This window comes from Achromobacter sp. ISS7, assembly GCF_056523125.1.
Genome location: NZ_JAWRZD010000001.1, coordinates 2,482,675 through 2,495,116, shown reverse-complemented (window position 1 = coordinate 2,495,116; position 12,442 = coordinate 2,482,675). Strand labels below are relative to the sequence as shown.

The following is a 12,442-nucleotide window of genomic DNA, read 5'->3' as shown; positions in this document are numbered from 1 at the left end:
TGCGGTTTTATTTACAGCGATTTCATTCATTACCGGTAGAGTCTCCATGCACCAGCGCATCCTCATTCTCGACTACGGTTCGCAAGTCACCCAACTGATCGCCCGCCGCGTGCGCGAAGCCGGCGTCTACTCCGAAGTGCATCCCGGCGACGTCGACGACGCCTTCATCCGCGACCAGATGGCGCAGGGCCTGAAGGGCATCATCCTGTCCGGCAGCCACGCATCGGCCTACGAAGAAGGCTCCATGCGCGTGCCGCACGCCGTGTTCGAGCTGGGCGTGCCCGTGCTGGGCATCTGTTATGGCATGCAGTCCATGGCGCAACAGCTGGGCGGCGTGGTCAGCTTCTCCGACCACCGCGAATTCGGCTACGCCGAAGTCCGCGCCCACGGCCACACCAAGCTGCTGGAAGGCCTGGAAGATTTCGCCACCGCCGAAGGCCACGGCATGCTCAAGGTCTGGATGAGCCACGGCGACAAGGTCACCGAGCTGCCCCCGGGCTTCAAGCTGATGGCCTCCACGCCGTCCTGCCCCATCGCCGGCATGGCCGACGAAGATCGCCGCTTCTACGCCGTGCAGTTCCACCCCGAAGTCACGCACACCGTGCAGGGCAAGGCCATGCTGGCCCGCTTCGTCAACGAGATCTGCGAATGCCAGGGCGACTGGAACATGCCCGACTACGTCGCCGAAGCCGTCGCCCGCATCCGCGAGCAGGTCGGTGAAGACGAAGTCATCCTCGGCCTGTCCGGCGGCGTCGACTCGTCGGTGGCCGCGGCCCTGATCCACAAGGCCATCGGCGACCAGCTGACCTGCGTCTTCGTCGACCACGGCCTGTTGCGCCTGGACGAAGGCAAGCAGGTCATGCAGACCTTCGCCGAGAACATGGGCGTCAAGATCATCCACGTCGACGCCACCGCCCAGTTCATGGGCAAGCTGTCCGGCGTGGCCGACCCCGAAGCCAAGCGCAAGATCATCGGCCGCGAGTTCGTGGAAGTGTTCCAGGAACAAGCCGGCAAGCAGAAAAGCGCCAAGTGGCTGGCCCAGGGCACCATCTACCCCGACGTCATCGAATCGGCCGGCGCCAAGACCGGCAAGGCCACCTCGATCAAGTCGCACCACAACGTCGGCGGCCTGCCGGACACGCTGAACCTGCAACTGCTGGAACCGCTGCGCGAACTGTTCAAGGACGAAGTCCGCGAACTGGGCGTGGCCCTCGGCCTGCCGCCGCAGATGGTCTACCGGCATCCGTTCCCGGGCCCGGGCCTGGGCGTGCGCATCCTGGGCGAGGTCAAGCACGAGTACGCCGAGCTGCTGCGCCGTGCGGATGCGATCTTCATCGAGGAACTGCGCAGTACCAAGGACGAGGCCAGCGGCCTGACCTGGTACGAGCTGACCTCGCAGGCGTTCGCCGTGTTCCTGCCGGTGAAGTCGGTGGGGGTGATGGGCGATGGCCGGACGTATGAGTACGTTGTCGCGCTGCGGGCTGTGCAGACGTTTGACTTCATGACGGCCGATTGGGCGCCGCTGCCGCATCCGTTGCTGGCTCGGGTTTCCTCGCGGATTATTAATGAGGTGCGGGGGATCAATCGGGTGGTGTATGACGTGTCGAGCAAGCCGCCGGCGACGATTGAGTGGGAGTAGTGTCGCGGCAGGTTGCGCGATAAGGAAAAAAGGCGCCTCGGCGCCTTTTTTTCATCGAGCGGCAATCGCGTCGGTAGTCCCGTATCTCATCAAGCCAGCCCTGAGCCTGCGTTCAGTCACGTCTGGTCTGAAGACCCGCGCCAGTTGACTGAACTGCTACATGGTTTCGCCAATGTCTTCGCGTTCACTGGTTTTGATGCCCCTCATGGCGTCGAAATGGTGGGAAAAAGTCTGGGCGGCTGCTTGCGTTGGAGCGGAAAGCGTAGTCTGACATCTTAAATATTAGTAGCATAAGGAAGATAAATTCTAAGGAAGTGCTATGCAAGAAAGTAAGGATTACATTTCGCTTTACCTGGAGAATCAGTCTTCGAAACTTCGTGCGGAGTTGCTTAAGGAGAACCATGATCTCCGTCTCCAGCTTGAGAAAATAAAATCGGAAACTTTAGAGATTCTTTCTGATGTGAATGGAAAAATCTTAAATGTGGAAGACAAGATCACGGAGAAGGCTATTGATAAGACGCTCGGAATAATAAGTCAAGTAAAAAACTGGCTTGCCATTGCTGCCTTGGTGATTTCCGCAATTTTTGGTTTGGGTGTGATTCTTGGCTACAATAATTTGTCTAACACCTTGATTGCATTGTTTAACGATAAAGTTAACCAGTGGATGCGATTTGAAGATGACCGAAGCGGTGGCAAGCAAGCGCTAGATGAATTACGAACCGAAGCGATCATTAATGCTTATATGATTAGGTTGGCGAGGAATTATGCCTCGATTAGTGAGTCACTATTCCCTTTGAATGGGCCGGAAGAGAAACGGTTGCTTAGTGTTTTGCTGGCTCCTGAAAGCAAATATTCGAATTTTTCCGATGCTTTGACAATTATCATAAAAAATCGTGGGCCATTCCGGCCTGCACTCTCAGAAGATGATGTGGGTCGGAAAATAGCATCTCTCCTCACAGCGTCTGATATGTCTCCTGAAAAAAAATGGCTGGTGCTTGAAAAGCTAAAAGGAGATGCCGCGCTATTGCCGTACTCAAAATCCATATTGAATGACGAGGGTCAAAGTGTTTACACACGCATGGCAGCGTGGGAGAACGTTAAGGTTTTCGACAAAGAAATGGCCATAAGTTTTGCCGAGAAAAATGTTGATATTGTTAAACCTAATCTAAAAAGTAATCTGATCCTGTACTTGGTAAAAGAATCGGCGCGCTACGATGCAGCATTGCAGTATGTGCGTGATCAGATTTCTCAGAAACCTGAGTTCTGGCAGTCTGGCGTATTGCGAATAATATCTGGTCTCGGTGAAACACTTCCGGCTACTCTAGATCCTGGTGCCGAAAAGCTTGCCGACCTTTTCGCAGAAATTGTGAATCTTGGCGGTAAGATTGAAATTTCGGATGAAAGATTTGGGCCTAAACGGATAGCACTTCAGATTGATGGCGCGTCCACGATGCTAGAGAAGCCCGGGCGGTTATTAAAAAGTTCTAGCTTGGTGAAGGCAATTATTGCTAAGAGTGCTTCACTTGATTGGGTTTTGAAAAGCACAAGCTTTTTTCAAGTTTCCGATCAGGGTGTTCTGTTGACTACTTTGAGCGTTACGCTTGGAGATAAATCAAGCATCGAAACACAGAATAATTCCAGGCTGTCCAATGATAATGTTCTGGATTCCATCTGGTTGCGAACTCAAAACTACCCCGGCGGCAGTCAATTGATTGCTACGTGGCGTGACAGAAATACAGGGGTTGTCCAGGTGGACCCGGTTACTAAGTTCAATGAGTTAGAGGACATGAGCTTTCGAATATCCTTTGATGAGAAGCTATTAGAGTCGCTCTCTTATGACTATCATTCGCCAACCGACCGCCTGTAGGCCATATTTGAATTAGATGTATTAGTGATCGCTGGGGGCGAGGCAGCCTGCAGAGCAGTGTGAGCCCGGTGGGGTGGGAGATCACCCTATAGAACATGAACATCCAACCGACGCTGATCGCAAGGCCCAGGCTGCTAATGCTGATCGTGAACCGGGATCTGATGCTGAAGCCATGCCAGCATTGCCGCGAAGCGGAAAGCAGATCTGACTCCGCGGTCAGCTTTTGGAGTTGGTCGGGCGGTCAATTGGAATGCTGCAGGGGTTTCATCGCATGAATTCAAACTTGAAGAAACCGCGTGACTTATTGATTATCTCCAGGGTTGATGTTGTAACGAAACGAAATCTATTTGATCTGATTCAGTACTCAAAGGTGGATGGATCGCCATATTGGGATGGATTTGATAATAGTATTGATAATACACCTCAGCAAGGGATAAATTGGCTCGGTCAAAATCCGAATTGCAGCGCTGTGGTGATAAAAACTTGGCCGGGCTTGTATGGTCAAGACCGGTTGGGTCGACGAGAGCGACGACGTTTATCGGTACTCTTTTAAGTCGGTTAGGGGGCATATTTCATATGCCGAAAAAGCCAACGCGGTTTTGATTAATCAGCCGAGGAATGGCTATCCGATTCTGTTGTTTATTGAGTCCCGTGATCAATGGATTTATCAAGGTGACTTCAAGGTAACAGAACTTCATGATAGCGTTGTAGTGCTCAGCAGAGGGGTTTTGTCCACGATCCTTTCAGAGGAAAATTTACTGCAGGAGCTTGGTGTTTCGTACACCGAAGGTGACAGGAAATACGTCACTCGCCTTATGGCGGAACGAAATAAGGAAGTGGTTTCTATAGTAAAGTCGAAGCAGGACTCTGCCTGCGATATCTGTGAACTTCGTATTTTCGAACGGTACGGCGTTGAGTGAATTGAGGCTCACCACAAAAGGCCCATGTCGACCTATTCTTCGTCATACGTTGTCGCTCCGTCCGATTTTGTATTGCTTTGCCCTAATTGTCATTGAGCCGTGCACAGGTACATGAAGATGCAGGTCGATGATTATCTTCATATAAGGGAATTGGTAATTCGGAGATTTCAAGAGGTGCGTGATGCAGATGTGCTTTCAGAGTGGTGATGGCGCAGCTTGCCGGCGTACTAAAAGTGGAAGAGCCAGTTTTCGAGCGTTACGGTTTCGCACTTGGTGCAGCTTTGCCCGCTGCGGGACGAGAACGCTGTGCTCAAAAGCATGTACGCCGACTTGGCGCTCGTGCCCATCCCCTGAAGGACGTCGTTCGCGGAAAGCTCTCACACTGCGACCTAGTTTCTGATGTCTGATACGTTTTTTTCGTAGCCATCTACACCCTCCGGACTAATCAGCGGCACAATCAGCCTAAATATTCAATTTCATTCCGCCCAGATGAGTGCACAACCAGCCGTTGATCTCCTTTCGAAGATGCTGATCGACCAGCAAACACGCGCAGCCAGCTACTTCGCGGGCTACGAGCGATTGGCCATCACGGAGGCGTTCCGGACGCTGGACATGTGCGCCTATGCCTTCCAGATGGCCCCTAACCGGAAGCACCTCCTGCAGCGAGACCAGGCGCGCCACTGGATGTTGGCGGGCGCCGCTCCCGCGTTGAAACCACTGTTGAGGGCGGTTGCCGAGGTCGAGGGGCCTATGCCCTGGGGGCCGTCCTCCACTAGGTGGACCGGGGTCGTGGAGAACCATTTGCTGCGATGTGGACAGTTGACTTGGCTACACCGCCTGGCCAGTCTGGAGAGATACGGGCTTAGTCGCACGACTACCGGAGCCTCAAAGATGCGCATCGAAGTCGTATCCGACGAACTTGAGGCTGCAGACCGCGAAGCATTGGCGTGGCTGGGCCTGCAAAGGCTTGACGCCGCTGAGGTGCGGGGAGAGCTTGACTTGGCGAAGGGCCAGCTGAAGCGACTTCGAAGGCGACTTGATAAGAAATCGGGGACCGACATGGGCGGCTGGTTCATTCGATATACAGGCGACGAGGAACTGTTTGAGCGTAGCCGCCAGCGGGTACGCGATCTCCAGCCTATCTGGCACGAGACCGAAGCTCTCCCCGACGGCGCAATGATCGGCGGGAAGACCTTTCGAGAGTGGAAGGATGCATGTTGCGTTGCTGCGGCTGCCGTTTTGCACCACATTGAATTTTCCACTCGCCTCAAGACGACTCATCCGGGCATTGACCTACGCAACCTGTTGACCATGTTCATCAGGCGCGATGACCTTGAGCGCGTATGGCAGGAGCGGGGGCTTGAACCCGAATGGATCAGAGAGGTTTCGCAGGCCATGACGCTTGACTGCCAGTCCGTAGAGGAGGCGCTGCTGCATCACGACACGCCGTTTCCCTTCTACGTGGACATGGGGCACGAATTTATCCTTGCCCCATCGCTTTCAGCGTTGCTGAACCCATTCGTTGGTGTCGTGAGGCATCTTAGGTCATGCTACCGCGGTGACTGGGATCGCGCGGTAGATAGCCGGGAAGCGGCATTTCGCTCAGATCTTGCCGCAGTCTTCAACGAGCCACGCTATGCCGTGCTGCCCTCGGGTGTCGCGCTCCGGCGCTCTGATGGCACGCTGCTAACCGATGTCGATGCTGTGGTTCAGGATAAGGGAAGCGGCACCGTGGCGCTCGTACAGCTGAAGTGGCACGATATCTTTGGCAAATCGCTCCGGGAACGAGAGAGTCGAAAGCGGAACCTTCTCGCCGCGAACCAATGGGTTGAACGCGTCGCGGCCTGGGTAGGCGAGCGCTCGTCGGCCGACATCGCGATGGCGGTCGGCATGCCTGTGGCCAAATGTCAGCAGGCTGAGAAGCCAGTCATTCTGGTCGTAGCCCGCTACGCTGCACGCTTTTCGGGCGCAGGTGCATGTGACTCGCGTGCCGCTTGGCTGTCCTGGCCCGAACTGGTCCGAGGCGCCTCTTCGGATACTCGCGAGATTGACATCTTGCGGCATGTCGCAACCGCCTTCAAGGGCGTAGACCGTAGCGGCCGGCCCAGCGGTGACGAGCGGGAAGCTGCTTCCTGGCGGCTGCGGTTCTCGGGGCTGGATGTCGAGGTCGTCCGGCGCGCCGCGGTGTAGTACAAGGGTTTTAGCCGGGTTGCGTTCTGCAAATGAGAGGACAGTCTGTTTGATTGTTGAGTCTGGCGTCTATCGGCAGAATGTGTTGTGTTATTTGTAAGCGTACGCCCAGCACCGTGTAGACGCTGGCTGGCGCCGGTCAAACCCTTAGAGCTATAACCCCAACTGCGCCGATGTCAGCTACACCACGCCATTCTGCGCCTGTGGCCAGACGAAGCGACTTTGCTCCAGCCGTATGGTCGAAAGGCATAGCCCGCCGCTGGACCATCACAGCGCCTTGAGCACGTAATCACGTGCCTGGGGAACAAGGTAGGCATACGTTCAGCGCTGACCAGTTTTGAGCCGCCTTTGGCATTTTTGCTTAAGACTTCCTCGTCGGAGAGCTAGTTCGTATCCCGTCGAGACTGGTCGGGTTCCATACGATCGGTTGTTCCCATTGCGTATGACGCTCGGAAAAAATGTTTCTGGCTTCGACAAAGGCGCTTCGGCGTCTTTTTCATTTACCTCGTCCTCCGGCCGAGGATACCCGGCCCTCAATACTCCAACCCATAACTCACCGCCACGGTCCTCCCCTGCGCCCGCGGCCAAGGCGCCCGCGCATTCGCCTGCATGAACACCGAGTAATAATCCCGATTCGTCAGGTTATAAACCCCCACATCCACACGCCCTTTGGGTAACTCCACCGAAGCCAACAGATCCAGCAACGTATACCCGACGGTCTCGCGCCCATTCTTATCCCGAGCCGCCGCGTCATACCCGCCCACGCGCACGCCCTGCAACCGCACGCTATACCTCCCAGGCGCATAACTGACATAAGCCGTGAACTTCGGCGGCGCGATCCGGGTCGCTGGCAGCGCGGTCCAACTCCCTTTCTGCTTGGTCGCACCCTTCGTATACGCATAGCTGCCACCCACCTTCCAAGCGCGATTGACGTTGAAGTCGAGGCTGGCCTCATACCCGCTCACTCGCTCCTTCTGGTTGATTAACCGCAGCACCCGATCCTTCGCATCGTAGAACTGCGTCACGTCCGAATTGTTCCGATAGGCCGTGAGGCTGGCCTGCACCATCTCCCACGCACCGCGCCAACCGATCTCATAGCTGTCGACCTTCAACGCCTGCGAGTTCAACTGCTGGATGTCGTAGTCGCTGCGCACGTCGCGCAGGAAGCGCTGGATGTCCGGCAGGGTGAAACCCTGGCTGAAGTTGACGAATACGTCCTGGGCGTCGCTCAGGTGGCGGACCACCCCCAGGTTGTAGAGCGTGGCGTTGTACTTGAGCTTGTCGCCCGGCAGGACGTTGCCCACGCCCGTCGCCTGGATGTCGCCATAGGCGACGCTGTCCTTGACGTTACTGTCGATCCACTGGCGGCGAACGCCCGCGCGTAGGGTCCAGTGTTCCATTTCCCAGGCGGATTGCAGGAAGAGGGCGCGGGTTTGGGTGGTCATGTCAGGCCCCAGTTCGAGCGTGCGGCCAGTGGGGGTGTAGACCAGTCCCTTCACGGTGTATTGCCTGCCATCCTGGGTCAACTGCTCGCGTTCGTAGTCGCCGCCGTAGGTCAGCGTTCCCTGGATGCCGCTGAAGCTGGGCAGCTGGCTTTCCATGGCCAGCCGCAGTCCGTAGACGGTCGCGCGGCTGTCGGTGGCGGTGATGCCGGCTTTCTTTCTGGGGCGATCGGGATAGAAAAGCGCCTCGTTATGGCGCCAGTAGCTTTCGGCTTGCAGCCGTTGGCCGAAGAAGGCGCGGTCGGTGTAGTTGAGGTTGATGGCGCGATTGAGCGTTCTGGGTTGGTCGTCCAGATCCAGGCCGGATACGGCGCGGGCTTCACCGTCGACAGCCTGGAATCCGTAATCGGAACGCTGCTTGTCCTGGAACTCCTGCAGGCCCAGGGTCAAGCGGCGTTCCGGGGTGAAGTCGAAGCCGAAGCGCGCCGTCAGGTCATGGTTGCGGGTGTCCATTTCGCTGCCCTGAGAGGTGTCTTGCGGGATGCGCTGGCCCAGGGCATCGAATTGCCCACCGCGTTTGACGAAGTCTCCGGACAGGTACCAGTCGAATGCGCCCTTGCGTCCCGTGGCACTCTGGAACAGTTCGTAGGCCATGCCGTCGCGGTGGAAGTCCTTGTCGGCGGTGATGCCGACCCGGCTGCTGAAGGCCAGGTCCTGCCCGTTGTTGCGTTTGGTGATGATGTTGATCATGCCGCCGGTGGCGCCGGCGCCGTAGAGGCTGCTGGCGCCGGAGACCACTTCGACGCGCTCGATGCTCTCGGGCGCGATGCTGTTGAGCTGGCGGTAGTTGTCGCGGCTGGCGTTTTGCGGCACGCCGTCGATCAGGACCAGGACGTTGCGTCCGCGCAGGCTCTGGCCGTAGTTGGTCATGGTGCCGCTGCTGGGAGCCAGGCCAGGCACCAGGGTCGCCAGGACGTCGGCGACCTTGCGGCCGGCACCGGATTGGCGCTTTATTTCTTCGGCTTCGATGACCTGGACGGAGCCGGGGATGCTGGCGATGCTGGCTTCGCCGCGTGTGGCGGTGACCGTGACGGTGGGAAGGGTGGTGGCTTCCTCGGCGTGGAGCGGGCCGATACCCAGCGTCCACATCGAGGCGGAGACGAGCAGGAACCGGTTGACACGGACAGGCGCAATGCCGGCGATAGGGGATTTCATGGTGGGTCCTTGATTTCCGAGGGGAATGGTGTGGCGGGCGAGTTAGCGGGAGTTGGGCGCGGTTGCTGGCAGCCCGGTAGTCGGCGCAGGAAGCGCACGCTCAGCGCGGCGACGACATAGAGCGGCGCGACCAGCCAGAAGCCCCAATGCAGACTGGCCCATGACATGGCGCCGGCGCCCAATGCGAGCCCGGCCAGCGCGCCCACTTTGGCGGTGCTGTTGCCCAGGCCCAGGCCGATCGCGCGATAGGCGTTGGGGGCGGTATGTCCAATCAGGACGTAGGCCAGAGGCAGCAGCGCGCCTTGCCACAGGCCCCACAGCAGGCGTGTGGCGATGAACGTGATGGTGTCGTGAGCCAGCGCCATCAGGCAGAGCGTGAGCGCGCTGGCCCAGGAGGCGACTTCCAGGAATCGCCAGCCGCGTTGGACGGGCTGGGGTGCGCACAGGCGTGCCCACCAGGGCGCGGACAGGGCCAGGGTCAAGGCGCTTGCGGCGTAGCTTGCGCCGCTGAGCCAGGAGGGCGCGTGCAGCACTTCGTTCAGATACAGCGCGAAGAACGGTTGCGGCATCATTTTCGCCGCCTGGACGAGGGTGATCACCACCAGCGGGGCCAGCAACCAGGTGTGCGTGGTGGCGCGTCCGATGGTCCCGGTGCCCATTGGCGCGGCGGGCTCCGGAGTGTCCCTGGGCAGACTCAGGACGGGAACGACGCAGGCCAGGCAGATCAGCCCGGCGATGAGGCAGATCCACGCGAATCCATAGAGGTCCATTAACAAGCCACCAGAGACCGGGCCCAGCATGGAGCCAATGGCGGTGGCCGATTGCAGGCGGGCGAGTACCTGCCCACGGTTCGCGCCAGACGACCCGGCGGTGGCATAGGCCTGCGCCGCGGCGATGAAGCCGGCCAAGGCGCCCTGCAGCACCCGGATGCCGATCAACAGCCAGACGTTCGTGGTGAGGGCCGCAAGCCACTGGCACACGCCAAGCGCCAGCAGCGCCCGGATCAACATGGGGCGGTGTCCGCGACGCGTGCCCAGCGCGCTCCAGAAGGGCGTGGCGACAATTGCCGTCAACGCCGGCCCGATGTAGATCAGCGCCGCCAGCCACGACAATTGATCTTGCCGATCCGAAGGCAGCAAGGCCCGCAGGCGCAGCGGCCAGAATGGGCCGCTCATTTCCATCGCGCCCATCGCAAAGGCCTGGATCAGCACCAGCCGGAAGAGCTGTCGGCGATCGAAACTCATGCATTGCCGATCCACGCGCGTAGCGGGTTGTCCATTTGGCCGGCGATGTCGTTCTGGGTCTGCGCCAATCGCATGCGCAGGAAACTCTTGGCGGGCCAGGGGTGTTCGAGAAACGCGGCGCGTTCGACTTGCCAGCGGTCAGGGTCGGTCCGTGGGCGGACATGGTCGAAGCGTTCGGCGACCTGCCGGGCAAGCACTGACCAGAGCGCTTGCTCATCCAGTTCCGGCCAATGGCGCTGGCACAGCAGGGCAAGTTCGCCGAGATGGCACATGAAGCCGGCGTGCAGTAGCTTGGCGCGCACGAAGTCGGGGTCGTCAAAGAGCGTCAGCGCGGGGTCGTGGATCTCCAGCGTGAGGCCCTGCCGGACCAGGCTGGGACGATGGATGCGCAAATCGCCGAAATCGCGGATCAGCAGCCGGGAGGGTTGGCCCGCGTCATCCATGACCATGAAGCTGTTCTGTTGGTGGGCTTCGAAGGCGATGCCGTAGATCAGGTAGAGGTCGAGCAGGCCGGGCAGGGCCGTGGCGACATAGTCCTGGAAGAACCGCAGTGCGGCCTGATGGTCGCTTGCGCCTTGCGCGATCACGACCCATTGGCGTAGCAAGGGTTCGTCGTTGTGGTCTTCGACGAACAGGCTGCCGACGGGTATCGCCATCTGGCCTGAATGCAATCGACTTGTCGGGTTGTCTCGATAGAGCGCGCCGAGGTGGCGCGCGCGCTCGTCGTCGGCCGGTTCCAACAAGACATGGATACCGTGCCGCTCGGGCACGAAGTCCCAATACCGAGCCAGTTGCGGTTCGCGCTCCCGGATGGTCGCCAGCAAGCGGCTGATGCGTGGCCCCATCCTTGCCGATCGCGGAGTGAGCGTGCGTTGCACACTGGTCAGGCGCAACGCGACGGGTAGCTTCACCATGGGCATATGCCGCGGATCGGCGCCTTCTGTCCATAGCGTACGGAAGGACATGCCGGGGCGGCCCGTGATCGCGGCGTCGTCGAGCAGGATCAATTGACCCTGTGCGATCTCGGCGGCGAATGTTTCCCGGAGGGTGGAGAGCTGAAAGGGATGCACCGGCAGGGGGAGGAAGTCCGCCGGCTCGCGTCCCAATGCACGTAGCGCCGAATCCCAGGTACGCGCTTCGTGTGGGAAAGCCCCGCGCCACCAGGCTGGATAGGCAGGCTCCGACATCGACTCGGTATGCGCTACCCCTCGGTGTAGCGCGACAAGCGGCAGACGCATCTGCGCTTCGAATTCCGGGGCGCAGTCAATGACTTCCCGGGTGTCCATGCCGAGCTTGGCTTTGTAACCGGGGTGCCAAGGATGGCCGAGGGTGCCCCACTGTTCCAGCAGTTGCGTGGGGTTGCGGGGAGCGTCTGGTGATCCCAACCATTGCAACAGGCTGTGCGTGTGCGCATCGCTGGCGTGCTTCAACAATCGGGCATTCCAATTGCCATGAAATGCCAGGCACAGGCTGTCGTTGCGGAAGCTGTCGTCGAGTTCGCGTTTCAGTTGTTCGACCACCTCGACGCCGGGAATGGGGTCCAGCAAGGGAACCAATTGTTCGATCAGGTCCGAGGGGAGTTCCAGTTCGTGTGCGGGATTCGGAGATCGGTGAAGTAGGACCGGACCGTCGAGGCACCAACTGGCCATTGGCCCCGGCCGCAGGCTGCCAAAGGTGAGGTAAGCACCATCGTCGCCGAGGGGCAGGATGCTTCGCCCATGCGCTTGTTGGACGCGCCCGGGCGGTATCAGCTTCTCTCGCAGCAAGGCTTGCATCAGACGCTGAAACGCGCGTTCACGGACTCTGGGAAGTACGGCAATCAGGTCGGCCTGGTTGATGCCATTACGCTGAAACGCTTCAGTCTGAAGCGCCTGTGTCCACACGGAATGCAGGCGTCCGGTGCTGCTGGAAAGCTCCATACACGG

The 12,442-nt window shown here is 58.9% G+C and carries 7 protein-coding genes; 4 read left to right on the top strand and 3 right to left on the bottom strand.

Annotated elements, in window-relative coordinates; genetic code table 11:
- Positions 1–46: 46 nt before the first annotated feature.
- The 4 genes from guaA (at position 47) to AC1HFW_RS11255 (ending at position 6,616) form a co-directional block, all read left to right on the top strand.
- Complete coding sequence (gene guaA, locus AC1HFW_RS11270; RefSeq protein WP_479283338.1) at positions 47–1,639, top strand: glutamine-hydrolyzing GMP synthase; 1,593 nt, start codon at positions 47–49, stop codon at positions 1,637–1,639.
- 319 nt (positions 1,640–1,958) lie between these two features.
- On the top strand, positions 1,959–3,506 hold the full coding sequence (locus tag AC1HFW_RS11265) for a hypothetical protein (protein WP_479283336.1): 1,548 nt from the start codon (positions 1,959–1,961) through the stop codon (positions 3,504–3,506).
- A gap of 497 nt (positions 3,507–4,003) precedes the next feature.
- The gene (locus AC1HFW_RS11260) at positions 4,004–4,426 is read left to right on the top strand and encodes a hypothetical protein (protein WP_479283334.1); all 423 of its coding nucleotides are present in this window, start codon (positions 4,004–4,006) and stop codon (positions 4,424–4,426) included.
- 891 nt (positions 4,427–5,317) lie between these two features.
- On the top strand, positions 5,318–6,616 hold the full coding sequence (locus AC1HFW_RS11255; protein WP_479283332.1) for a hypothetical protein: 1,299 nt from the start codon (positions 5,318–5,320) through the stop codon (positions 6,614–6,616).
- A 533-nt stretch (positions 6,617–7,149) separates the two neighbouring features.
- On the opposite strand, the gene AC1HFW_RS11250 is transcribed toward AC1HFW_RS11255, so the two are convergent.
- The 3 genes from AC1HFW_RS11250 to AC1HFW_RS11240 are packed head-to-tail and all read right to left on the bottom strand — an operon-like array spanning position 7,150 to position 12,436.
- Positions 7,150–9,273: a TonB-dependent receptor gene (locus AC1HFW_RS11250; RefSeq protein ID WP_479283330.1), complete on the bottom strand. Its 2,124-nt coding sequence runs from the start codon at positions 9,271–9,273 to the stop codon at positions 7,150–7,152.
- Positions 9,270–10,517 carry an MFS transporter gene (locus AC1HFW_RS11245; RefSeq protein ID WP_479283328.1) on the bottom strand — a complete coding sequence of 416 codons (1,248 nt, stop codon included), beginning with the start codon at positions 10,515–10,517 and terminating at the stop codon, positions 9,270–9,272. Before AC1HFW_RS11245 ends, AC1HFW_RS11250 begins: the two co-directional genes overlap by 4 nt.
- Positions 10,514–12,436 (bottom strand): IucA/IucC family protein, encoded by a 1,923-nt coding sequence (locus AC1HFW_RS11240; RefSeq protein WP_479283326.1) that lies wholly within the window; start codon positions 12,434–12,436, stop codon positions 10,514–10,516. The genes AC1HFW_RS11245 and AC1HFW_RS11240 overlap by 4 nt, the downstream gene beginning before the upstream one ends.
- Positions 12,437–12,442: the final 6 nt, after the last annotated feature.

What these genes read in the sequence shown, in the direction of transcription:
- guaA (WP_479283338.1), top strand. Translation starts at nt 47, where the DNA reads ATGCACCAGCGCATCCTCATTCTCGACTACGGTTCGCAAGTCACCCAA.
- AC1HFW_RS11265 (WP_479283336.1), top strand. Translation starts at nt 1,959, where the DNA reads ATGCAAGAAAGTAAGGATTACATTTCGCTTTACCTGGAGAATCAGTCT.
- AC1HFW_RS11260 (WP_479283334.1), top strand. Translation starts at nt 4,004, where the DNA reads ATGGTCAAGACCGGTTGGGTCGACGAGAGCGACGACGTTTATCGGTAC.
- AC1HFW_RS11255 (WP_479283332.1), top strand. Translation starts at nt 5,318, where the DNA reads ATGCGCATCGAAGTCGTATCCGACGAACTTGAGGCTGCAGACCGCGAA.
- AC1HFW_RS11250 (WP_479283330.1), bottom strand. Translation starts at nt 9,273, where the DNA reads ATGAAATCCCCTATCGCCGGCATTGCGCCTGTCCGTGTCAACCGGTTC.
- AC1HFW_RS11245 (WP_479283328.1), bottom strand. Translation starts at nt 10,517, where the DNA reads ATGAGTTTCGATCGCCGACAGCTCTTCCGGCTGGTGCTGATCCAGGCC.
- AC1HFW_RS11240 (WP_479283326.1), bottom strand. Translation starts at nt 12,436, where the DNA reads ATGGAGCTTTCCAGCAGCACCGGACGCCTGCATTCCGTGTGGACACAG.